Origin of the sequence: Pseudomonas sp. GM79 (assembly GCF_000282495.1) — a bacterium.
In the GTDB taxonomy this organism is placed as follows: Bacteria; Pseudomonadota; Gammaproteobacteria; order Pseudomonadales; family Pseudomonadaceae; genus Aquipseudomonas.
Map to the genome: position 1 here is coordinate 19326 of NZ_AKJE01000112.1, position 23556 is coordinate 42881.

Annotated in this window: 22 protein-coding genes; 10 read left to right on the plus strand and 12 right to left on the minus strand. The window is 59.8% G+C overall.

What is annotated here, in order from left to right:
- Positions 1-75 precede the first annotated feature (75 nt).
- Positions 76-528 (plus strand): EVE domain-containing protein, encoded by a 453-nt coding sequence (locus tag PMI36_RS01935; RefSeq protein ID WP_008076067.1) that lies wholly within the window; start codon positions 76-78, stop codon positions 526-528.
- 132 nt (positions 529-660) lie between these two features.
- Here the strand turns inward: PMI36_RS01935 and PMI36_RS01930 are convergent, their stop codons facing one another.
- Positions 661-1068, minus strand: a complete 408-nt coding sequence (locus PMI36_RS01930) for a flagellar basal body-associated protein FliL (protein ID WP_032830753.1) — start codon at positions 1066-1068, stop codon at positions 661-663.
- 150 nt (positions 1069-1218) lie between these two features.
- Here PMI36_RS01930 and PMI36_RS01925 point away from each other — a divergent pair, with 150 nt between their 5' ends.
- Together PMI36_RS01925 and glpT are read left to right on the plus strand one after the other, a co-directional pair.
- The gene (locus PMI36_RS01925) at positions 1219-2196 is read left to right on the plus strand and encodes an NADPH:quinone oxidoreductase family protein (protein ID WP_008076070.1); all 978 of its coding nucleotides are present in this window, start codon (positions 1219-1221) and stop codon (positions 2194-2196) included.
- 220 nt (positions 2197-2416) lie between these two features.
- The gene (gene glpT, locus PMI36_RS01920; protein WP_008012529.1) at positions 2417-3766 is read left to right on the plus strand and encodes a glycerol-3-phosphate transporter; all 1350 of its coding nucleotides are present in this window, start codon (positions 2417-2419) and stop codon (positions 3764-3766) included.
- Here glpT and PMI36_RS01915 read toward each other — a convergent pair.
- From PMI36_RS01915 to PMI36_RS01890, 6 genes are all read right to left on the minus strand, one after another.
- Positions 3742-4410, minus strand: coding sequence for a gamma-glutamylcyclotransferase (locus tag PMI36_RS01915; protein WP_008076072.1), 669 nt, complete (start codon positions 4408-4410; stop codon positions 3742-3744). The genes glpT and PMI36_RS01915 overlap by 25 nt on opposite strands.
- Before the next feature lie 209 nt (positions 4411-4619).
- Positions 4620-5588 carry a CDP-6-deoxy-delta-3,4-glucoseen reductase gene (locus PMI36_RS01910; RefSeq protein WP_008076074.1) on the minus strand — a complete coding sequence of 323 codons (969 nt, stop codon included), beginning with the start codon at positions 5586-5588 and terminating at the stop codon, positions 4620-4622.
- Entirely contained in the window at positions 5588-7054 is a 1467-nt protein-coding gene (gene ubiD, locus PMI36_RS01905; protein ID WP_007899385.1) for a 4-hydroxy-3-polyprenylbenzoate decarboxylase, read from the minus strand. Before ubiD ends, PMI36_RS01910 begins: the two co-directional genes overlap by 1 nt.
- A gap of 141 nt (positions 7055-7195) precedes the next feature.
- A complete protein-coding gene (rho, locus tag PMI36_RS01900) occupies positions 7196-8455 on the minus strand; it encodes a transcription termination factor Rho (protein WP_007899384.1) in 1260 nt (419 codons plus the stop codon).
- Positions 8456-8702: 247 nt separating this feature from the next.
- Complete coding sequence (gene trxA, locus PMI36_RS01895) at positions 8703-9032, minus strand: thioredoxin TrxA (protein ID WP_003206727.1); 330 nt, start codon at positions 9030-9032, stop codon at positions 8703-8705.
- Between the two features lie 120 nt (positions 9033-9152).
- Positions 9153-9860: a FadR/GntR family transcriptional regulator gene (locus PMI36_RS01890; protein ID WP_008076075.1), complete on the minus strand. Its 708-nt coding sequence runs from the start codon at positions 9858-9860 to the stop codon at positions 9153-9155.
- 257 nt (positions 9861-10117) lie between these two features.
- Here PMI36_RS01890 and PMI36_RS01885 point away from each other — a divergent pair, with 257 nt between their 5' ends.
- The 5 genes from PMI36_RS01885 to ppx all read left to right on the plus strand — a co-directional run bounded on the left by PMI36_RS01885 (position 10118) and on the right by ppx (position 14712).
- Positions 10118-10903, plus strand: a complete 786-nt coding sequence (locus tag PMI36_RS01885) for a transporter substrate-binding domain-containing protein (RefSeq protein ID WP_008076076.1) — start codon at positions 10118-10120, stop codon at positions 10901-10903.
- 19 nt (positions 10904-10922) lie between these two features.
- The gene (locus PMI36_RS01880; RefSeq protein ID WP_008076077.1) at positions 10923-11594 is read left to right on the plus strand and encodes an amino acid ABC transporter permease; all 672 of its coding nucleotides are present in this window, start codon (positions 10923-10925) and stop codon (positions 11592-11594) included.
- The gene (locus PMI36_RS01875; protein WP_008076078.1) at positions 11591-12241 is read left to right on the plus strand and encodes an amino acid ABC transporter permease; all 651 of its coding nucleotides are present in this window, start codon (positions 11591-11593) and stop codon (positions 12239-12241) included. Before PMI36_RS01880 ends, PMI36_RS01875 begins: the two co-directional genes overlap by 4 nt.
- A complete protein-coding gene (locus tag PMI36_RS01870; protein WP_008076079.1) occupies positions 12228-12965 on the plus strand; it encodes an amino acid ABC transporter ATP-binding protein in 738 nt (245 codons plus the stop codon). Before PMI36_RS01875 ends, PMI36_RS01870 begins: the two co-directional genes overlap by 14 nt.
- A gap of 244 nt (positions 12966-13209) precedes the next feature.
- Positions 13210-14712 (plus strand): exopolyphosphatase, encoded by a 1503-nt coding sequence (gene ppx, locus PMI36_RS01865; RefSeq protein WP_008076080.1) that lies wholly within the window; start codon positions 13210-13212, stop codon positions 14710-14712.
- Between the two features lie 169 nt (positions 14713-14881).
- On the opposite strand, the gene ppk1 is transcribed toward ppx, so the two are convergent.
- Together ppk1 and hemB are read right to left on the minus strand one after the other, a co-directional pair.
- Positions 14882-17104: a polyphosphate kinase 1 gene (ppk1, locus tag PMI36_RS01860; RefSeq protein WP_008076081.1), complete on the minus strand. Its 2223-nt coding sequence runs from the start codon at positions 17102-17104 to the stop codon at positions 14882-14884.
- 18 nt (positions 17105-17122) lie between these two features.
- A complete protein-coding gene (gene hemB / locus PMI36_RS01855; protein ID WP_008076082.1) occupies positions 17123-18136 on the minus strand; it encodes a porphobilinogen synthase in 1014 nt (337 codons plus the stop codon).
- 198 nt (positions 18137-18334) lie between these two features.
- Here hemB and PMI36_RS01850 point away from each other — a divergent pair, with 198 nt between their 5' ends.
- Complete coding sequence (locus tag PMI36_RS01850) at positions 18335-18967, plus strand: DedA family protein (RefSeq protein WP_008076083.1); 633 nt, start codon at positions 18335-18337, stop codon at positions 18965-18967.
- Here PMI36_RS01850 and PMI36_RS01845 read toward each other — a convergent pair.
- The gene (locus PMI36_RS01845) at positions 18948-20195 is read right to left on the minus strand and encodes a sterol desaturase family protein (protein ID WP_008076084.1); all 1248 of its coding nucleotides are present in this window, start codon (positions 20193-20195) and stop codon (positions 18948-18950) included. The genes PMI36_RS01850 and PMI36_RS01845 overlap by 20 nt on opposite strands.
- A 114-nt stretch (positions 20196-20309) precedes the next feature.
- On the opposite strand from PMI36_RS01845, the gene elbB reads away from it, so the two are divergent.
- Entirely contained in the window at positions 20310-20978 is a 669-nt protein-coding gene (elbB, locus tag PMI36_RS01840; RefSeq protein WP_008076085.1) for an isoprenoid biosynthesis glyoxalase ElbB, read from the plus strand.
- 115 nt (positions 20979-21093) lie between these two features.
- Here the strand turns inward: elbB and PMI36_RS01835 are convergent, their stop codons facing one another.
- Both PMI36_RS01835 and PMI36_RS01830 read right to left on the minus strand, forming a co-directional pair.
- Positions 21094-21549, minus strand: a complete 456-nt coding sequence (locus tag PMI36_RS01835; protein WP_008076086.1) for a YaiI/YqxD family protein — start codon at positions 21547-21549, stop codon at positions 21094-21096.
- A gap of 105 nt (positions 21550-21654) precedes the next feature.
- Positions 21655-23553, minus strand: coding sequence for an FTR1 family protein (locus tag PMI36_RS01830; protein ID WP_008076087.1), 1899 nt, complete (start codon positions 23551-23553; stop codon positions 21655-21657).
- Positions 23554-23556 lie beyond the last annotated feature (3 nt).

Below are 23556 nucleotides of genomic sequence, written 5' to 3' on the forward strand. Positions count from 1 at the left end.
CTGGCGTCAACCGACTGTCGGTTTGTCATAAAATTGCCTGACCGCTTGCCCACTCACCTCGCAAGGAGCAAAACCATGGCCTATTGGCTGATGAAATCCGAGCCTGACGAACTCTCGATCAAAGACCTGGAGAAGCTTGGCCGAGCGCGCTGGGACGGGGTTCGCAACTACCAGGCGCGCAACTTTCTGCGGGCCATGGCGGTGGGCGACGAGTTTTTCTTCTATCACTCCAGCTGCCCGGAGCCGGGGATTGCCGGGATCGGCAAGATTGTCGAGGCCGCGTACCCGGACCCGACGGCACTGGAGCCGGAGAGTCATTACTTCGATCCGAAGGCCACCACCGAGAAAAACGCCTGGAGCGCGATTGATGTTGCTCACGTCGAGACGTTTCCCAAGGTGCTGAAGCTCGATTATCTGAAGCAGCAAACGGCGCTGGCTGAGATGCCACTGGTGCAGAAGGGTTCGCGGCTATCGGTGATGCCCGTCACCGCTGAGCAATGGGCGGCGGTGATTGCATTACGGGCATGAGCGATGCAGCGACAGCAAGAATGCCTTCGCGAGCAAGCCCGCTCCCACAGTTGACCGCGTACTTATCCAGCAACTCGGTTTAATGTGGGAGCGGGCTTGCTCGCGAAGGGGACAGCCCAGACAACAAACGTCTTACTGAATAATAAGGTTGTTGAACAACAAATCCTCAACCACCGGCTTGCCAGTCTCGTCGTTCATCACTTGCTGGGTCTGCTTCAAGGCTTCCTGACGCAGCTTTTCCTTGGCTTCAACGTTGTTCATGGCTTCAGTGGTCTGCTGTGCAAACAACGCCACCAGCTGATTACGGATCAATGGCTCATTGGCCTTTACCGCTTTGGTCGCCTCGTCACCGGTCACCCGCAACGCCACATCGGCCTTGTAGACCTTGAGCTTCGGCGTGCCGTCCAGCCCATAGTTGCCCACGAATGGCGGGCTCAGGGTGATGTAGTTGACCTTCGGAGCTTCACCTTCTTTGGCTTCTTCGGCCAGCGCTGCCACAGGCAGAGACAGGGCCAGCATCAACATGATCCACGCTTTCACAATTCGCTCCTTATCCGGTTTGCGGCCAAGCATAACGGCCCGCCGCTCAAGCACAAGCTTATGGCTGACTATCAGGGTCGGGCATGCTCGTTGACCCAATGACTCACACACCTACACTTATCGGCCATCACTCCCAAAGGAATAGCCCTGATGAAAGCCGTGCTGTGCAAAGCCTTCGGCCCTGCCGAATCGCTGGTGCTGGAAGACGTCGCCAGTCCTGTCGCGAAGAAGAATGAAATCCTGCTGGACGTGCATGCGGCTGGGGTGAATTTCCCGGACACGTTGATCATCGAGGGCAAATATCAGTTCAAGCCGCCCTTCCCGTTTTCTCCGGGTGGCGAAGCGGCCGGCGTGGTCAGCGCAGTGGGCGAGAAGGTCAGTCACCTCAAGGTCGGTGACCGGGTCATGGCCCTGACTGGCTGGGGCAGTTTTGCCGAGCAGGTCGCGGTGCCGGGCTACAACGTGCTGCCGATCCCGGCATCAATGGACTTCAACACCGCCGCCGCATTCAGCATGACCTACGGCACTTCGATGCACGCCCTCAAGCAACGGGGCAACCTGCAACCTGGCGAAACCTTGCTGGTGCTCGGCGCTTCCGGTGGTGTCGGTCTGGCCGCTGTAGAAATCGGCAAAGCCATGGGGGCTCGCGTTATAGCCGCCGCCAGCAGCGCAGAAAAACTCGCGGTGGCCAAGGCTGCCGGCGCCGATGAGTTGATCAACTACAGCGAAACCAGCCTCAAGGACGAGATCAAACGCCTGACCGACGGCCAGGGCGCCGACGTGATCTACGATCCAGTGGGCGGCGACCTGTTCGACCAGGCGATCCGCGCCATTGCCTGGAACGGCCGTCTACTGGTGGTCGGTTTCGCCAGTGGACGAATCCCGGAGCTGCCAGTGAACCTGGCACTGCTCAAAGGCGCCGCGGTAGTCGGCGTGTTCTGGGGCTCCTTTGCCCAGCGCCAACCACAGGACAACGCGACAAACTTCCAGCAGTTGTTTGGCTGGTTTGCAGAGGGCAAGTTGAAGCCGCTAGTGTCTCAGGTGTATCCCCTGAGCAACGCGGCCCAGGCGATCAATGATCTTGGCCAGCGCAAGGCGGTCGGGAAAGTGGTAGTTCAGGTTCGCTGATTGTTTACCTGACCTGCTTGACCCAAACCGGGTCGCAACCCTGCGACCCGATTCCGCCATCCCCATACCGCCCTTCATTTATACCTGAGCGACATGTTCATAAAAGAACATGCAATCTCCAACATTTCCACTGTTTGGCCGATGCGAACCGGTGCTATTTTCGGTAACGAAACTGTAACATTCGCATCCGCAGTCAAAACAAGAAATCTGGAGCTCTTGAATGTTTGCTTTCTTTCGTCCTGCCGCACATCAGGCTCCATTGCCTGAAGAAAAAATAGACAGCACCTACCGACGCCTTCGCTGGCAGATCTTCGCCGGGATTTTCATTGGCTATGCGGGTTACTACCTGCTGCGCAAGAACTTCACCCTGGCATTTCCGGATCTAATCGCTCAAGGCTATACAAAAGGCCAGCTCGGGGTGGCGATGTCGGCGATTGCGATCGCCTACGGCCTTTCCAAGTTTCTGATGGGCATCGTGTCCGACCGCTCCAACCCTCGTTACTTCCTGCCTTTTGGCCTGATAGTGTCCGCCGGGGTGATGTTCGTTTTCGGTTTCGCACCGTGGGCAACGTCCAGCGTGACCATGATGTTCATCCTGTTGTTCATCAACGGCTGGGCGCAAGGCATGGGCTGGCCACCGAGCGGGCGCACCATGGTGCACTGGTGGTCGCAGAAGGAACGCGGCGGTGTGGTTTCGGTCTGGAACACCGCGCATAACGTTGGCGGCGGCTTGATCGGCCCGCTGGCGATACTCGGCATGGGTTGGTTCAACGACTGGCACAGCAAGTTCTACGTACCGGCAGCGGTGGCGTTGCTGGTCGCTGTGTTTGCCTTCATTGTCATGCGCGATACCCCGCAATCGACGGGCTTGCCGCCTATCGAGAAGTACAAGAACGACTACCCGGAAGGCTACGACGCCAGCCACGAAGAAGAATTCAGCGCCAAGGACATCTTCGTCAAATACGTGCTGCGCAACAAAATGCTCTGGTTCATCGCGCTGGCCAACGTCTTCGTCTACTTGCTGCGCTACGGCATTCTGGATTGGGCGCCGACCTACCTCAAAGAGGTCAAGCACTTCGACTTCGACAAGACGTCCTGGGCTTACTTCCTGTACGAGTGGGCAGGCATTCCCGGCACACTGCTATGCGGCTGGATGTCGGACAAGATCTTCCGGGGCAACCGTGGCCTGACGGGCATGGTGTTCATGGCACTGGTGACCGTTGCGACGATCGTTTACTGGCTGAATCCGCCGGGCAATCCGATGGTCGACATGATCTCGCTGTTCGCCATCGGCTTCCTGATCTATGGCCCGGTGATGCTGGTCGGCCTGCAGGCGCTGGAGCTGGTTCCGAAGAAAGCTGCAGGAACGGCCGCGGGCTTTACCGGTTTGTTTGGTTACCTGGGTGGTTCAGTCGCGGCCAGTGCCCTGATGGGCTACACGGTGGACTATTTCGGCTGGGATGGCGGCTTCATCCTGCTGGTCGTCGCCTGCCTGCTGGCGATGGCGTTTCTGGCACCCACCTTGGGTCATAAGAACGTCGCCAGTCAGAGCCGCGAAGCGATCGCCTGATCGGCCTTTGATTTACAGCGCTTGAGCCGCGCCTCCAGATTCCGGTCTGGCATGGCGTGGCTACGCAGGGCGTGCGCGGTCTGCTCGACATATTCGCGCGTGGTGCCGTAACGCCCGCAAGCGCTTTCGAACACCTGGCTCAGCACATGATCCGGCAAGTTGCCGGCATAGCTGGGCAGGTGCCGCTCCAAAACGAATCCCAATGCCTGAACCTGGTTTCCGTCTTCAAGACGGCAGTTGAGCCAGTGTGGGCGATAGGACGGGAATGGCATTTCACGCTGCCAGAGCGCATAAAGCGAAGCTTCGAGTTGTTCTTCGGGCAAGCGATAGGCAAACCCGCTGCATGAGCCGCCACGATCCAGGCCAAACACCAGCCCGGGCACTTCCGGTGTACCGCGATGTTCGTGGGACCACAGGTACAAACCGCGATGGTAGCCATGCACGCGACCGCGCACTCGCTCAACCGCTGCACATTCAGGGCGCCAGATCAGCGAACCATAAGCGAATAGCCAGACCGGCCCACCCTTGTGGCGCGCCATGGTCGATTGCATCGAGCTGAGCAATTGTTCGTGCGTAAGCTGCGGCCCCAGATCGAGCCGCGGAGGGTAAGCCAGATTCAAAAAAGCAGATTCAATGGCGCTCATGGCGAATAGCGTTCAGCTCCCCGCGGGTAAAGAATTACTTAATAGAACGCACCGCTGTAACAATAAGGCACATATGGATCAAGGCAATTTAAGTGCCATGGCGGAGTTCGAAACGTATTGCCTGAATGAGATATAACCTACCGGCATTTATATAAATCTATAAATACCGATCGGCTATATGGGGAGTTATAACGAATTAAGATCGAGGATCAAGATCGGGGGGCGTAGGCGAACACATCCGCGCGCATCTGATGGGCATCCATCCCCGCGTCGACCAGGGCATCCAGCGTGCCATAGACCATGGCCGGAGAGCCGCTGGCGTAGACGTGCAGCGCTTTCAGGTCAGGGAAATCTTCACACACCGCCTCATGCAACATGCCGCAGCGCCCTCCCCAGCCGCATTGATCGCTGACGACTTTATGCAGGAACAGATTGGGCAGTTTTTCCCATTCATCCCAATGTTCGATGTCATAAAAGTCTTCAGGACGACGCACCCCCCAATACAGATGCACCGGATGCTTGAATCCCGTGGCCCGGCAATGTTCGATCAGGCTGTGGATCTGGCCCATGCCGGTACCAGCAGCAATCAGTACCAGTGGACCGTCCGGCAATTCCGCCAGATGGGTGTCGCCGAATGGCATCTCGATGCGCACCATCGAGTTGCGCTGAAGCTGTTCGATCAGGCTCAGCGCACTGCTTTCGCGCGCCAGTACGTGAATTTCCAGGTCGCGCCCGGAATGCGGTGCAGAGGCCAGGGAGAACGCGGATTTCTCGCCGCTCTCTCGCTCGATCATCAGGTACTGACCGGCGTGATAGCGCGGCGGCTTGCCCGCCGGTGCACGCAGACGCACGCGCCAGGTATCGCCGCCAACATCCCTGCATTCAATGACCTGACACGACACGCTGCGCACCGGCAATTCTCCCAGCGCGAGCACGCCATCCCACAGCACGATGCAGTCTTCCAGCGGCTCTGCAATGCAAGTGTAGAACTCGCCATGGTCACGCACATCGCCGGCTTGTTCGACCCGCCCTTCCACCAGCAACGCGCCGCACACATGGCAATTGCCGTTACGACAGCTTTGCGGGCATTCATAGCCCAGGCGCCGCGCGCCATCGAGAATCCGCTCGCCGGGCAGAATCTCTAGCACTGCTCCGGAGGGCTGCAAGGTTACACGCATCAATCTATTCCTAACTGATTCCAGATGGCATCGATCCGTTGGGTAACGGCTTCATCCTTGACGATGACCCGGCCCCACTCGCGGGTGGTTTCGCCTGGCCATTTATGCGTGGCATCGAGTCCCATCTTCGAGCCCAGGCCGGAAACCGGCGAGGCGAAGTCGAGGTAGTCGATCGGCGTGTTGTCGATCATCACCGTGTCGCGCTTGGGGTCCATGCGCGTGGTGATGGCCCAGATCACGTCGTTCCAGTCCCGTGCGTTGATATCGTCGTCAGTGACGATAACGAACTTGGTGTACATGAACTGTCGCAAAAACGACCAGACACCGAGCATTACCCGCTTGGCATGCCCAGGATACGACTTCTTCATGGTCACGATGGCCATGCGGTACGAACAGCCTTCGGGCGGCAGGTAGAAGTCGGTGATCTCCGGAAACTGCTTTTGCAGGATCGGCACGAACACTTCGTTCAGCGCCACACCGAGAATCGCCGGCTCATCCGGCGGACGACCGGTGTAGGTGCTGTGGTAGATCGGTTTGATCCGGTGAGTGATGCGCTCGACGGTGAACACCGGGAAGCTGTCGACTTCGTTGTAGTAGCCGGTGTGGTCGCCATACGGACCTTCATCGGCCATTTCGCCCGGATGGATCACGCCTTCAAGGATGATCTCGGCGGTGGCCGGCACTTGCAGGTCGTTGCCGCGGCACTTCACCAGTTCGGTGCGATTGCCGCGCAACAGACCGGCGAAAGCGTATTCGGAGAGGCTGTCCGGCACCGGCGTCACAGCGCCAAGAATGGTTGCCGGATCAGCACCCAGGGCCACAGACACCGGAAACGGCTGGCCGGGGTGTTTCTCGCACCACTCACGGTAATCCAGCGCGCCGCCACGGTGGCTCAACCAGCGCATGATCACCTTGTTGCGGCCGATCACTTGCTGACGATAGATGCCGAGGTTCTGGCGGTCCTTGTTCGGACCTTTGGTGACGGTCAGCCCCCAAGTAATCAGCGGACCGACGTCGCCCGGCCAGCAGGTCTGTACCGGCAACATTGCCAGATCGACATCGTCGCCTTCGATCACCACTTCCTGGCAGACGGCGTCTTTGACGACTTTCGGCGCCATGGCAATGATCTTGCGGAAGATCGGCAGCTTGGACCAGGCGTCCTTCAAGCCCTTCGGCGGCTCGGGCTCCTTGAGGAACGCCAACAGCTTGCCGATTTCGCGCAACTCGCTGACCGCTTCTGCGCCCATGCCCAGCGCCACGCGCTCGGGGGTGCCGAACAGGTTGCCGAGTACTGGAATGTCATAGCCGGTAGGGTTTTCGAAAAGCAGCGCCGGGCCCTTGGCGCGCAACGTGCGATCGCAGACCTCGGTCATTTCGAGCACTGGGGACACTGGAACCTGGATGCGCTTGAGTTCGCCGCGCTTTTCCAGGCCGCTGATAAAGTCGCGCAAGTCGCGATACTGCATGCGTGAGCCTCGTGTTGGCCGTGGCGTTCGGGGCAGGCAGTTTAGCGCCGAACCCCTCTATTCAGAACCACGAACTGCCGTTGATCAAAAATCAGATAGCAAAAAGCCGGGTTTCCCCGGCTTTTGCTGACTTTCTGCGACTTACTTGCGTTTCATCGACAGGAAGAACTCGTCGTTTGTCTTGGTCTGTTTCAGCTTGTCGACCAGGAACTCGATGGCAGAGACTTCGTCCATCGGGTGCAGCAGCTTGCGCAGGATCCACATACGCTGCAGTTCGTCGTCGGCCGTCAGCAACTCTTCGCGGCGAGTACCGGAACGGTTGATGTTGATGGCCGGGAACACACGCTTTTCGGCGATCTTGCGATCCAGAGGCAGTTCCATGTTGCCGGTGCCTTTGAACTCTTCGTAGATCACTTCGTCCATCTTCGAGCCGGTTTCAACCAGCGCGGTAGCGATGATGGTCAGCGAGCCGCCTTCTTCGATGTTCCGTGCAGCGCCGAAGAAACGTTTCGGTTTCTCCAGGGCGTGGGCATCGACACCACCGGTCAGCACCTTGCCGGAGCTCGGGATCACGGTGTTGTAGGCACGCGCCAGACGGGTGATGGAGTCGAGCAGGATCACCACGTCCTTCTTGTGTTCGACCAGGCGCTTGGCCTTCTCGATCACCATTTCGGCAACCTGCACGTGGCGGGTTGGCGGCTCGTCGAACGTCGAGGCAACCACTTCGCCGCGCACGGTGCGCTGCATTTCGGTCACTTCTTCCGGACGTTCGTCGATCAGCAACACGATCAGATGAACTTCAGGATTGTTACGTGCGATGTTCGCTGCGATGTTTTGCAGCATGATCGTTTTACCGGCTTTCGGCGGTGCAACGATCAGGCCGCGCTGGCCTTTGCCGATCGGGGCGCACAGGTCGATGACACGACCGGTCAAGTCTTCGGTGGAACCGTTGCCGGCTTCCATCTTCATGCGCACGGTCGGGAACAGCGGGGTCAGGTTCTCGAAGAGAATCTTGTTTTTCGCGTTCTCGGGACGATCGTAGTTGATCGTGTCGACCTTGAGCAGTGCGAAATAACGCTCGCCTTCCTTTGGAGGGCGGATCTTGCCAACGATGGTGTCACCGGTGCGCAAGTTGAAGCGGCGGATCTGGCTCGGCGAGACGTAGATGTCGTCTGGGCCGGCGAGATAGGAAGCGTCAGCGGAGCGCAGGAAGCCGAAGCCGTCCTGGAGAATCTCCAGCACGCCATCACCGGAGATTTCCTCGCCGCTTTTAGCGTGCTTTTTGAGCAGGGAGAAAATCACGTCCTGCTTGCGCGAACGGGCCATATTTTCTATGCCCATCTGTTCGGCCAATTCGAGCAGTTCGGTAATCGGCTTTTGCTTGAGTTCAGTCAGATTCATATAGGAATGACGTAATCATTTATGGAGGGGGGAAATTAAGCTTTTGGCTTAATGAGGCCGCGCCGCAGAGAAGGCGACAGGATCGCGTACTTATTCGAAAAGGAGTGCGTCGGCGACGGCTAGCAGGGGGCAGTGGAGAAACCAGTGCGGGGCCGAATGTACCACCTGAGTTTCGGAGCGTCTAGCCCTCAATAACGAAAAGGCCCCGCATTATGCGGGGCCTTTTCATGACGCTTTATAACAACGCTTAGATGTTGGCGTCGAGGAAAGCAGCCAGTTGCGACTTCGACAGCGCACCGACCTTGGTGGCTTCGACGTTGCCGTTCTTGAACAGCATCAGCGTCGGGATACCACGTACGCCGTGCTTGGCCGGGGTTTCCTGGTTTTCGTCGATGTTCAGCTTGGCTACGGTCAGCTTGCCTTTGTAGGTCTCAGCGATTTCGTCCAGAACAGGAGCGATCATTTTGCAAGGGCCGCACCATTCAGCCCAGTAGTCGACCAGTACAGCGCCTTCGGCCTTGAGTACGTCGGCCTCGAAGCTAGCGTCGCTAACGTGTTTGATAAGATCGCTGCTCATGGAAGTCTCCAGGTTGTAAGCAAAAAAACGTGGCCCATCATAGCCGCCCTTCCCGCGTTCAGGAAGCTGCAGATGATTGAGTCTCGCTATGGTGGCCCATGAGTTTGGGTATAGCTCAAGTCATGAGGTGACGGGAGCGACGAAAGCAATTCCGGTACGCAGGGCGGCGTTGCGCACATGCTCCTGCATGGCCTTCTGCGCGGCGCCAGAGGCTCGACGAGCCAGCGCACGGAGGATTTTACGGTGTTCCTGCCAGGTTTCCATCGCCCGTTCGGCCCGGATGAACGGTAGCTTCTGGCTCTCCAGGAAGATGTCGGCGCTGGCCGTCAGAATGCTCAGCATCGCCTGATTGCCGCTGGCCAGGAGGATGCGCCGGTGAAACTCGAAGTCCAGTCGTGCTGCCGCCTCGAAGTCGGCGGCACGCAATTCGGTGCGCATGGCGGCGACATTGTCCTCCAGGGCATCAAGATCGTCGGTGCTCAGGGTCACGGCCGCCAGCCCGGCGGCAAAGCCTTCCAGCGCATAGCGCAACTGGAAGATGTCCAGCGGCGATGCCTGGGCCGCGAACGGCCAGCCCGGCGCGGCATCGCCCCGGGGCAGATCAACCGGTGATTGCACAAACACGCCCTTGCCCGGCTGGATACTGATCACGCCCAGCGCACTCAGGGACGATAACGCCTCACGCAACGACGCCCGACTGACCCCCAATTGCACCGCCAGGTCCCGTTGCGAGGGCAAGGCATCCCCCGCCCCGAAACCTTGCTCGGTGATCAGTTTGCGGATGGCTTGCAGCGCCACTTCGGGTACGGCGCGGGAGATCGAGTTCATGGTTTTTTCAGACGAGCCAGGCCAATGAGCGGCTAGTTGTAAAGCTATTCGCGGCGTCCGGCAAGTCGTGCCCCATGGGGGTTCGGGGATTTTCACGGGTGCGCCATCAGGGTGCGAAATGCCACCCAACTGTTCAGACCAGTAAGACCGAACGACACCAGCAAAACCGTGGCCTGCGGCCCCCAAAACCGAATCTTGGCATGTCCTGTGCTCTGTCGATCCGCAGAAATCACTTCCCGCCGATCCGGAGATTTGCCATGACCATGCGTTACAGTGCCCTCCTCGCCGCTCTGTTTGCCAGCCTGATGCTGAGCCAGGCGCCCGCCCACGCCGACGGTCTGGAGGATGTGGTCAAGCGCGGCACCCTCAAAGTCGCGGTGCCCCAGGACTTCCCGCCGTTCGGTTCGGTCGGCCCGGACATGAAACCTCGCGGCCTGGACATCGACACCGCCCAACTGCTGGCCGACCAGCTCAAGGTCAAACTCGAACTGACCCCGGTCAACAGCACCAACCGCATTCCGTTTCTGACCACCGGCAAAGTCGACCTGGTGATTTCCAGCCTCGGCAAGAACCCTGAGCGCGAGAAAGTCATCGACTTCTCCCGTGCCTACGCGCCGTTCTACCTCGCCGTATTCGGCCCGCCAGACGCCGCCATCAAGGGCCTGGACGATCTCAAGGGCAAAACCATCAGCGTCACCCGTGGCGCCATCGAAGACATCGAGCTGACCAAAGTCGCTCCCGAAGGCGCGACCATCAAACGCTTCGAAGACAACAACTCGACCATCGCCGCTTACCTCGCAGGGCAAGTCGACCTGATCGCCAGTGGCAACGTGGTGATGGTGGCAATCAGTGAGAAAAACCCGAAACGCGTGCCGGCGCTGAAAGTGAAGCTCAAGGACTCACCGGTTTACGTTGGCGTGAACAAGAACGAGCCGGCGCTGCTGGGCAAGGTCAACGACATCCTCGCCACAGCCAAGGCTGACGGTGCGCTGGAAAAGAACTCGCAAACCTGGCTGAAAGAGCCGCTGCCGGCCGATCTCTGATCGTTCGCGGAGACGACTTATGGCTTATCAGTTCGATTTCTTGCCGGTGGTGGAAAACACCGACCTGCTGCTACGCGGTGCGCTGTTCACTCTTGAGCTGACAGCCATTGGCGCGGTGCTCGGGGTCGGTCTGGGTATCGTCGGGGCACTGGTGCGGGCGTGGAACATCCGCCCGTTCGCCGGCATTTTCGGGGTTTACGTCGAGTTGATCCGCAACACGCCATTCCTGGTGCAGTTGTTTTTCATCTTCTTCGGTTTACCGTCGCTGGGCCTGCAGATTTCCGAATGGCAGGCAGCGGTGCTGGCGATGGTGATCAACCTTGGCGCCTATTCGACCGAAATCATCCGCGCCGGCATTCAAGCGATCCCCCGCGGGCAGCTGGAAGCCGCAGCCGCCCTGGCAATGACCCGCTTCGAAGCCTTCCGCCACGTGGTTCTGTTGCCGGCGCTGGGCAAGGTCTGGCCGGCCCTGAGCAGCCAGATCATCATCGTCATGCTCGGCTCGGCGGTCTGTTCGCAGATCGCCACCGAAGAGCTGAGCTTCGCCGCCAACTTCATTCAATCGCGTAACTTCCGCGCCTTTGAAACCTATGCCCTGACCACACTGATCTACCTGTGCATGGCGCTGCTGATCCGCCAATTGCTGAACTGGATCGGCCGGCGCTACATAGCAAGGAGCAGCAGCCAATGAGCGATTTCACCTTCTGGGACATCCTGCGCAACCTGCTCACGGGCCTGCAATGGACCCTGGCATTGTCGCTGGTGGCGTTTATCGGCGGCGGGCTGATCGGCTTGCTGATCATGGTGATGCGGATTTCAAAAAAATCCCTGCCCAGCCACTTCGCCCGCACCTACATCGAACTGTTCCAGGGCACACCGCTATTGATGCAGCTGTTTCTGGTGTTCTTCGGTGTGGCGTTGGCCGGTGTGGAGATTTCGCCGTGGATGGCCGCGGCGATGGCCTTGACGCTGTTCACCAGCGCTTACCTGGCGGAGATCTGGCGCGGTTGTGTCGATTCGATCCCCAATGGCCAGTGGGAAGCCTCGTCGAGCCTGGCACTCAATCCGCTGGAGCAACTGCGTTACGTGATCCTGCCGCAAGCCTTGCGCATCGCCGTGGCGCCGACCGTGGGTTTCTCGGTGCAAGTGGTCAAAGGCACCGCCGTCACCTCGATCATCGGCTTCACCGAACTGACCAAGACCGGCGGCATGCTCGCCAACGCTACCTTCGAGCCCTTCATGGTCTATGGCCTGGTGGCGCTCGGTTACTTCCTGCTCTGCTACCCCTTGTCCCTCAGTGCGCGCTACCTGGAAAGGAGACTGCATGCCTCTGCTTAGAATTTCCGCCCTGCATAAATATTACGGCGACCACCATGTGCTCAAAGGCATCGACCTGAGTGTCGACGAAGGCCAGGTGGTGGCAATCATTGGCCGCAGCGGCTCGGGCAAATCCACCTTGCTGCGCACCCTCAATGGTCTGGAGTCGATCAATGATGGCGTGATCGAAGTCGACGGCGAATACCTCGACGCCGCCCGCGCCGACCTGCGCAGCCTGCGGCAGAAAGTCGGGATGGTGTTCCAGCAGTTCAATCTGTTCCCGCACCTCACTGTGGGCGAAAACGTCATGCTCGCGCCGCAAGTGGTGCAGAAAGTGCCGAAAGCCAAAGCCGCCGAACTGGCGCGGCAGATGCTGGAGCGGGTGGGGCTGGGGGAAAAATTCGACGCCTTCCCCGACCGACTGTCTGGCGGCCAGCAACAGCGGGTGGCGATTGCCCGGGCGCTGGCGATGTCGCCGAAGGTGCTGTTGTGCGATGAAATCACCTCGGCGCTGGACCCGGAACTGGTCAACGAAGTGCTGAGCGTGGTCCGGCAACTGGCCAAGGAGGGCATGACGCTGATCATGGTCACCCATGAAATGCGCTTTGCCCGCGAGGTTGGGGACAAATTGGTGTTCATGCACCATGGCAAGGTGCATGAGGTGGGGGATCCAAAGGTATTGTTTGCCAACCCGCAGACGGCGGAACTGGCGAATTTTATCGGGACGGTTGAGGCGGCAGGCTGAGAGATCTTAAGTGCCTGCAAGGCCGCCTTCGCGAGCAAGCCCGCTCCCACAAGGATTTTGTGTTGCCTACAATCCTGCGAACGACACCGAACCAATGTGGGAGCGGGCTTGCTCGCGAAGGGGCCATCCGCAACGCCGCAAGTGTCCCGCGGTAAAAGATCGCAGCCTTCGACAGCGCCTACGCGTTGGCGGCAGCGTTTGATCGTGGCAGGATGTCGAGGTTATCGACCGAGACCCCCTGACCATGCCGCAATCCCAAGCCAAGAATCTGTCCCTGATCGCCGCAATCGACCTGGGCTCCAACAGCTTTCACATGGTCGTGGCCAAGGCCCAGAACGGCGAAATCCGGATTCTCGAACGTCTCGGGGAGAAGGTTCAGCTGGCCGCCGGCATCGACGAAGAGCGTCAACTCAGCGAAGAATCCATGCAGCGCGGGCTCGATTGCCTGAAGCGTTTCGCCCAACTGATCAGCGGTATGCCGCCCGGCACCGTGCGGATCGTCGGCACCAACGCCCTGCGCGAAGCCCGTAACCGCGCCGAATTCATCCACCGCGCCGAAGAAATTCTTGGCCATCCGGTAGAAGTCATCTCTGGCCGTGAAGAAGCGCGCCTGATTTACCTCGGCGTCTCCCACACCCTCGCCGACACGCCGGGCAAGCGCCTGGTAGCCGACATCGGCGGCGGCAGTACCGAATTCATCATCGGCCAGCGCTTCGAACCGCTGCTGCGCGAAAGCCTGCAAATGGGCTGCGTCAGCTATACCCAGCGCTATTTCAAGGATGGCAAGATCACCCCGGCCCGCTATGCCCAGGCGTACACCGCGGCGCGACTGGAGATCATGAGCATCGAACACGCCCTGCACCGCCTGACCTGGGATGAAGCCATCGGCTCCTCGGGCACCATTCGCGCCATTGGCCTGGCGCTGAAGGCCGGCGGGCATGGCACTGGCGAAGTGAATGCCGAAGGCCTGGCCTGGCTCAAGCGCAAACTGTTCAAACTCGGCGATGTCGAGAAAATCGATTTCGAAGGCATCAAGCCCGACCGTCGGGCGATTTTCCCCGCCGGGTTGGCGATTCTCGAAGCGATCTTCGACGCCCTCGAATTGCAACGCATGGACCACTGTGAAGGCGCCCTGCGCGAAGGCGTGCTCTACGATCTGTTGGGCCGTCATCATCATGAAGACGTGCGTGAGCGCACACTCAGCTCGCTGATGGATCGTTATCATGTTGACCTGGAACAAGCCGCGCGGGTCGAACGCAAGGCGCTGCATGCTTTCGATCAGGTGGCCGAGGATTGGCAGCTGGATGACGGTGTCTGGCGCGAACTGCTGAGCTGGGCCGCCAAGGTCCATGAAGTGGGTCTGGACATCGCGCACTATCAGTACCACAAGCACGGCGCCTACCTGATCGAGCACTCGGACCTGGCCGGATTCTCCCGCGAAGACCAGCAAATGCTCGCGCTGCTGGTGCGGGGCCACCGACGCAACATTCCCAAGGACAAGTTCGCCGAATTCGGCGACGACGGCATCAAGCTGATTCGCCTGTGCGTGTTGCTGCGCTTTGCGATTCTGTTCCACCACATCCGCGGTACCCAGGAAATGCCACAAGTCGTGCTGCACGCCAATGGCGACAGCCTGGACGTGTTGTTCCCGGAACACTGGCTGGACGACAACCAGTTGACCCAGGCCGACTTCGCCCTGGAAGCGGAATGGCTGACCCGCGTCAGCTTCGTGCTGAACGTCCGCTGAAATTGAAAAAGGCCTTCTTCGGAAGGCCTTTTTTTGTGCCCGCGATTCAGCAGACGATGCAATCCCCATGTGGGAGCGGGCTTGCTCGCGAAGGCGGTGTGTCAGTCAACATTCATGCTGAATGTGCTGCCCCCTTCGCGAGCAAGCCCGCTCCCACAGGTTCTGCGCGTTAACGAACCGCCAGAATCGGGCTGCCCAAACGCTCAAGCAAGGTGGCCTGGGCACTGCGCGGGTTCTGGTTGCCGGTCGGCGTGTTGCGGATGTAGCGACCGTCCGCCTGCAGGCTCCAGCTGTGGGTGTTATCGGTCAGATAAAGCTCCAGCTCTTTCTTGACCCGCAAAATCAGCTTCTTGCCCTCGACCGGGAAGCAAGTCTCGACGCGCTTGTCGAGGTTGCGCTCCATCCAGTCGGCGCTGGACAGGAACATCTGCTCTTCGCCACCGTTGAGGAAGTAGAAAACCCGGGTGTGTTCCAGGAAACGACCGATGATCGAGCGCACATGGATGTTGTGGGAGACCCCGGCAATGCCCGGTCGCAGGCAGCACATGCCACGCACCACCAGATCGATACGCACCCCGGACTGACTGGCCTTGTACAACGCGCGGATGACCTTCGGGTCGGTCAGCGAGTTGAACTTGGCGATGATGTGCGCCGGTTTGCCGTCGAGGGCGAACTGCGTCTCCCGGGCAATCATGTCGAGCATGCCCTTCTTCAACGTGAACGGTGCGTGCAGCAGTTTCTTCATGCGCAGGGTCTTGCCCATACCGATCAACTGGCTGAACAGTTTGCCGACGTCTTCGCACAAGGCGTCGTCGGAGGTCAGCAGGCTGTAGTCGGTGTACAGACGGGCGTTGGCCGCGTGGTAGTTGCCGGTCCCCAAGTGGGCGTAACGGACAATTTCGCCCGCCTCGCGGCGTAAAATCAGCATCATCTTGGCGTGGGTCTTGAAACCGACCACGCCGTAAATCACCACCGCACCGGCCGCTTGCAGACGGCTGGCCAGTTGCAGGTTGGACTCTTCATCGAACCGCGCGCGCAATTCGATCACTGCCGTCACTTCCTTGCCGTTACGCGCAGCGTCTACCAGCGCATCGACGATCTCGGAGTTGGCGCCGCTTCGATACAACGTCTGGCGAACCGCCAACACATGCGGGTCTTTCGCTGCCTGACGCAGCAAGTCGACCACCGGGGTGAACGACTCGAACGGGTGCAGCAACAGAATGTCCTGCTTGCTGATCACGCTGAAAATGTTCTCGCTGTTTTGCAGCAGTTTCGGGATCTGCGGGGTGAACGGGTTGTATTGCAGCTCCGGATGACTGTCCAGGCCAGTGATGCTGAACAGCCGGGTCAGGTTGACCGGGCCGTTGACCTGATACAACTCGGTCTCATGCAGGTTGAACTGCTTGAGCAAGTAGTCGGACAAGTGTTTCGGGCAGGTATCGGCAACTTCCAGCCGCACCGCGTCACCGTAGCGACGGGAGAACAACTCGCCGCGCAGGGCGCGGGCCAGGTCTTCGACATCTTCGGTGTCGACCGCGAGGTCGGCGTTTCGGGTCAGGCGGAACTGGTAGCAGCCCTTGACCTTCATGCCCTGGAACAGGTCATCGGCGTGAGCGTGGATCATCGACGACAGGAACACATAGTTGTCGCCGGGACCGCCGACTTCTTCCGGCACCTTGATGATCCGCGGCAGCAGACGCGGTGCCGGGATAATCGCCAGACCGGAGTCGCGACCGAAGGCGTCGATGCCTTCGAGTTCGACGATGAAGTTCAGGCTCTTGTTCACCAGCAACGGAAACGGGTGCGTCGGGTCGAGGCCGATCGGGGTGATAATCGGGGCGATCTCGTCGCGGAAGTAACGACGAACCCAGGTCTTGAGCTTGGTGGTCCAGTAACGGCGACGGATGAAGCGGACCTGATGTTTTTCCAGTTCCGGCAACAGAATGTCATTGAGGATCGCGTATTGGCGATCGACGTGGCCATGCACCAGTTCACTGATGCGAGCCAGGGCCTGGTGCGGTTGCAGGCCATCGGCGCCAGCCTGTTCGCGAGCGAAGGTGATCTGCTTCTTCAGGCCGGCGACACGAATCTCGAAGAACTCGTCCAGGTTGCTGGAGAAAATCAGCAGAAACTTCAACCGCTCCAGCAATGGGTAGGACTCATCCAGCGCCTGTTCCAGCACGCGGATATTGAACTGCAGTTGCGAGAGCTCACGATGGATGTACAGGCTGCTGTCATCCAGGCCGGGAATGGCAATCGCTGGCGCCGCAACAACGGGCTCGGCCACCACCGCGGGAGGAGCAGGCTCCAGCTCCGGCGGGGTTTCGGCGATTGGCTCCACCACAGGTTGAGCGTCTTTTACGGCAACTTCAGTGAGTCCTTCGGTATTCATCGAATGTTCCTGGGAGGGCTATTTTTGCTCTCGTAACAATTGAGCAGCACGGACGGCAAAGTAAGTCAGGATGCCATCAGCGCCTGCACGTTTAAAAGCGGTCAGGGATTCAAGGATAACCCCTTCGCTCAACCAGCCATTCTGGATCGCTGCCATGTGCATGGCGTATTCACCGCTGACCTGATAGACAAAGGTCGGCACTTTAAATTCTTCTTTGACCCGATAAAGGATATCCAGATACGGCATGCCTGGCTTGACCATGACCATGTCCGCGCCTTCTGACAAGTCCGCCGCCACTTCGTGCAGGGCTTCGTTGCTGTTGGCCGGGTCCATCTGATAGGAGGCCTTGTTGGCCTTGCCCAGGTTCAGCGCCGAACCCACCGCATCGCGGAACGGGCCGTAATAGGCGCTGGCGTATTTGGCCGAGTAAGCCATGATCCGCACGTTGACGTGATCGGCCAGCTCCAGCGCTTCGCGGATCGCCTGAATGCGACCGTCCATCATGTCCGAAGGCGCCACCACCTGAGCGCCGGCTTCGGCGTGGGACAGGGCCTGTTTAACCAGTGCGTCGACGGTAATGTCGTTCTGCACGTAGCCTTCTTCATCGAGAATGCCGTCCTGGCCGTGGGTGGTAAACGGGTCCAGGGCGACGTCGGTGATAACACCCAGCTCCGGGAACCGGTCACGCAGGGCTCGGGTGGCGCGCTGGGCGATGCCGTCGGGATTCCAGGCTTCAGCGGCGTCCAGGGATTTGAGCTCCGGCGGCGTCACCGGGAACAATGCCAGGGCCGGAATCCCCAACTCAACCCACTTGGCCGCTTCTTCCAGCAACAGGTCGATGGTCAGACGCTCGACGCCCGGCATCGACGCCACCGCTTCGCGACGGTTTTCACCGTCCAGCACGAACACCGGCAGGATCAGGTCATCGACGGTCAGTACGTTTTCACGGACCAGTCGACGCGAGAAATCATCACGACGGTTGCGACGCAGGCGGGTTGCAGGAAACAAACGATTGGCGGGGGTAAAGCTCACGGCAGACTCCTGAGCCCGCGCTGGCGGGCGAGCGTGACAGTTATAAGCGGCCATTATGACGAACGGATGACAGTTGTGCTTCAGGAAGCCGCATTCCATTGTCCTTGTAGGAAATGTTCACGTCGAGACACATTTTGACACTTTCCTGAATGTGTCCGAGGGGTTAGGCTGCGCGTTCATTTCGCCAGCACCCAGACAATGCTCCAACAATTTCTTCAGGAATTCGGCTACTTCGCCCTCTTTCTCGGCACATTCTTCGAAGGCGAAACCATCCTGGTGCTCGCGGGCTTCCTTGCGTTCCGTGGATACATGGACATCAAGGTAGTGATGCTCGTGGCATTCCTCGGCAGTTATGCCGGCGATCAGCTGTGGTATTTCCTGGGACGCAAGCACGGGCGCAAACTGCTGGCGCGCAAACCGCGCTGGCAACTGATGGGCGATCGGGCGCTGGAACATATCCGCAAGCACCCGGACATCTGGGTGCTGAGCTTCCGCTTTGTCTATGGACTGCGCACCGTGATGCCAGTGGCGATCGGTCTGTCGGGCTATCCACCGGGACGTTACCTGCTGCTCAACGGGATTGGCGCAGCCATCTGGGCCGCCGCGCTGGCTTCCGCCGCCTATCATTTCGGCGCAGTGCTCGAAGGCATGCTGGGCAGCGTCAAGAAGTATGAGCTGTGGGTGCTGGGCGCCCTGCTGGTACTGGGCTTTTGCCTGTGGCTGCGGCGGCGCTTCAAGAATGCCCGTCTGGCGAAGAAGATCTACGCCGACGAGCAAGCGTTGAAAGCTGAACAGGCCAAGTCCAGCGAACCTACGACGCCCATCGAGTGAAGCGGTTTCTACAACAGTAGAGACCGATGCCGCTGAGCAGGCTGTAACTGAGCAGCCCCACCCAGCCCACCGCATTGCCCATTACACTGTCCGGCCATAACCCGACCATTGGCGCCAGCCACACCAGCGGCAGGTTCGACGCCAGCCGCAACAGCTCCAGCTTCAACGCCTGCGGGCGATTCTCCAGGGCCACGCCCAACACAAACAGCCCCAGTGCCACGGCGCCCCAGCCCAACACCAGGGCCGAAGTCGGCAGGCTCTGCTCCAGGTTCATCAGGTAACTGCCCAAGGCGATGTAGACGCAGAACTGCAGCGCCACATACCACTGCTGGCGTCCATCCAGCGGTACCTCGAATTTGCGGAACTGGCTCAGGTCCGGTTTGTTCATCGGGTACTTGGCCGCCACATCCGCTGGTCGCCAACCGGTGCGCATGAACCAGATCCGCAGCTTGTCCCACCAGCGTTCGGCGCGCCGTGCGTCATCCCATAGCTGCGCATAGAACTGCACGTTCGCCCACAACGGATTCCAGCTCGCCAGCGGTGTGGTCACGCCGAAAATCACCGGCTCGTTGTCGTCCTCTTCCTGGAACGAGCCAAATAGACGGTCCCAAATAATGAACACCCCGCCGTAGTTGCGATCCATGTAAAGAGCGTTCTGTGCATGGTGAGCCCGATGATTGGACGGCGTGACGAAGAACCATTCGAACCAGCCGAGCTTGGGAATGTGCCGGGTATGCACCCAGAATTGGTACAGCAGATTCAGCGCCGCAACGCTGACGAACACCACGAGTGGAACGCCGAGCACGGCCATGGGCAGGTAGAAAATCCAGCTCAACAGAAACCCGGTGCTGGTCTGGCGCAAGGCGGTGGAGAGGTTGTAGTCCTCGCTCTGGTGATGCACCGAGTGGGCAGCCCAGAGGATGTTGCGTTCGTGACCCATGCGGTGCAGCCAGTAATAGCAGAAGTCGTAGAAGACGAAGGCAAACACCCAGACCCAGACGCTGTCGGCCGACAGCTCAATCACGGCCAGGTGCTTCAGGGCGAAGGCATAAGTCACCAGGCCGACGCCTTTGGTCAACAGGCCCGTGGTAGTCGACAGCACGCCGGTGCTGAGGCTGTTGATCGCGTCTGCCACGCGGTAATTGCTCACCCCGCGCCAACGGTCGGCCAGCAACTCGACCGCAATCAGCACAAAGAAAAACGGCACCGCATACAGAATAAAGTCCATGACGCGCCCTGATCAGAATCGTTCCGCAGAGATTAGGTGTAGCCGCGTGTTAACCCTATGGCAACGAATGACAAATTAGTGGACATTTAACGCCATGAATCTGGAGAAAAGCCCATGAGCAAAAAAATTGCAGTGATCCTTTCCGGCTGCGGCGTGTACGACGGCGCCGAGATCCACGAAAGCGTGATCACCCTGCTGCGGCTGGACCAGCGCGGCGCCCAGGTGCAGTGTTTCGCACCCGATATCGCGCAGTTGCATGTCATCAACCACGTTACCGGCGAAGAAATGCCCGAGTCGCGCAATGTGCTGGTGGAATCGGCACGGATCGCCCGGGGCAACATCAAGGATATCCGTGAAGCCAGCGTCGAAGACTTCGATGCGCTGATCGTTCCTGGCGGATTCGGGTCGGCCAAAAATCTGTCGAACTTTGCCGTCGAAGGTGCCGGATGCAGCGTTCAGCCTGACGTCCTGGCGTTGACCGAAGCGTTCGCCGAGGCCGGCAAACCGGTAGGGCTGATCTGCATCTCGCCGGCCCTGGCGGCCAAGATCTACGGCCCGGGCGTGACCTGCACCATCGGCAACGATGCCGATACCGCCGCCGCGATGAACAAAATGGGCGCCACCCATGCCGAGTGCGCGGTGACCGACATCGTCGAAGACAAGGCGCGCAAGCTGGTGAGCACGCCGGCATACATGCTAGCGCAATCGATCAGCGAGGCTGCTTCCGGGATCAATAAACTGGTCGACCGCGTGCTCGAACTGACCCACGAAAACGACGAGTAACACGGTTTAATTGTGGGAGCGGGCTTGCTCGCGAAGAGGTCAACATTCAACTTTGATGTCGACTGTCAAACCGCCTTCGCGAGCAAGCCCGCTCCCACAAGGTTCAATGCATGGCTCAAGACTTGCGCGACAACCGCGTAAGTATCCGGTCCAGCGCATTGGCGAATGCCTGCTTCTCGCGCTCGCCAAACGGCGCCGGTCCGCCGCTCATCTGGCCCTGCTCACGCAGATCGGTGAACAGATTACGCACCGCCAGTCGATCGCCCATGTTCTGCGCATCGAACTCCTTGCCCCGTGGATCCAGCGCCGCGACGCCTTTCTTCACCAACCGGTCCGCCAGCGGTACATCGCTGCAAATCACCAGTTCACCTGGCACCGCGTGTTCCACCAGGTAATCGTCGGCGGCATCCGGGCCGCTGGGTACTACGATCAACTTCACCAGCGCGAGGCCCGGTTTAATCTGCGGCTGGCCGGCCACTAGCACCACTTCGAACTGGCGCTTGAGGGCGAACTTCACCACCAGATCCTTGGCTGCCCGAGGGCAAGCGTCGGCATCGATCCACACGCGCATAGTGTTTCCTCTATTGAAAAGCATCGCGGGCAAGCCCGCTCCCACAAGGTTAGCGCTGAACCTGTGGGAGCGGGCTTGCCCGCGATTATGAGCGTAGCGAATGCTTCAGGAAACCGACACCCGCCGCTTCTCGGCCATCCGGCTACGGCTATACAACACAATGATCGCAATGATCGCCACAGCCTGAGCACTCAGGGAATACGCATCAGCGTGGATCCCCAGCCAGTCGAAGTCAAAGAACGGCACCGGCCGCGTGCCGAAGATCCCGGCTTCCTGCAACGCCTTCACGCCATGGCCGGCAAACACCACCGACAATGCGCACAACAAACCGGCATTGATGCCGAAGAACAACGCCAGCGGCAGTTTCGCCGAGCCACGCAGAATCACCCAGGCCAGACCAATCAGCATTACCAGCGCTGTCGCTCCGCCCGCCATTACGGCGTTGTGTCCTGCTGGCCCGGCCTGCAACCACAGGGTTTCGTAAAACAGGATCACTTCGAACAGCTCGCGATAAACCGAGAAGAACGCCAGAATCGCAAAGCCGAAACGCCCGCCACCACTCACCAGGCTGCTCTTGATGTAATCCTGCCATGCCGCTGCGTGGCGACGGTCGTGCATCCACACGCCGAGCCAGAGCACCATGACACTGGCAAACAACGCCGTCGCGCCTTCCAGCAGTTCACGCTGGGCGCCGCTGACGTCGATCACATAAGCCGCAACCGCCCAGGTCGCCAGCCCGGCCAGCAGTGCCAGGCCCCAACCGATGTTGACGCTGCGTACCGCCGATTGCTGACCGGTATTGCGCAGGAATGCGAGGATCGCCGCGAGCACCAGAATCGCTTCCAGACCTTCACGCAGCAGAATCAACAGACCGGAAATGTAGCTCAGCGACCAGCTCAAGCCATCACTGCCCAGCAGGCCAGCGGACTGTTTCAACTTGGCTTTGGCCGCATCCAGGCGCTGCTCGGCCTGGGCCACCGGCAAGCCGTCCTGCAACGACTGACGGTACGCCATCAGGGATTTTTCGGTGTCTTTGCGCACGTTGGCGTCGACGTTGTCCAGCGAGCTTTCGACCAGCTCGAAGCCTTCCAGGTACGCCGCTACCGACAAGTCATAAGCCTGATCGTGATCGCCGGCGCGGTAGGCTGCGATGCTCTTGTCCAGGGTGGCCGCCGTGTAATCAAGCAACTGCCCCGGACCACGCTTGACCTGCGGCGGTTGCGCCCGTTGTGCACGGAAGGTAGCGGCCGCTTGCGGACCTTCAGCGGCCTGCACTTCGGCTGGCGTCTGACGTGCCAGGTCGGCGATGTTGTAGGTTTTCTCGGATTTGGCCGCAGCCGGATCGGCGCTGAAGCTGGCGATATAGGTCGCCAGGTCCCAACGTTGACGATCATCCAACTGATCGGCGAAAGCCGGCATGTCGGTGCCTTCAACGCCCATGCCCAGCGTGTTGTAGATCGCATAGAGGCTCAGACGGTCCAGTCGCACGGCATCACGCAGATTGGCCGGCGGTGGCGTCATGCCGACACCCGCCGGACCGTCACCGGCCCCCGCATCGCCATGGCACACCGAGCATTGCTGGGTATACAGCGGCGCGCCGCGAGTCGGGTCTGGAGTGATAACCGGGGCTTGGCTGACCTCATAGGTCACCGCCAGTTTTGCCCCCAGCTGCCGCGCCTGACGGGCAACATCCGCGCCGTCCTTGCGAGCGGCGATGGCAGCGCCAAGGCTGCCGACGCCCTGCTCCAGCTCTGCGCGTTCGGGTTTGGCCGGCAAATCGGCGATCAAACCTTGTAGCACCTTGAGGAATTCCTGCTGTTCGCGGTATTCAGACTCATCGATGACCTTGCCCGCCTCGACCGTCGCTGGGTAATCGGCGCCAATGTAATCGAGCAAATGCAGGGCCTTGGGCGCACCTTCCGCGGTTTCGGCCAGCGCATTGAAGCTGCAGAACGCGATCACCGGCAGCACGAGCCACGCCAGAAAACGAGAGGAGGCAATCATGAA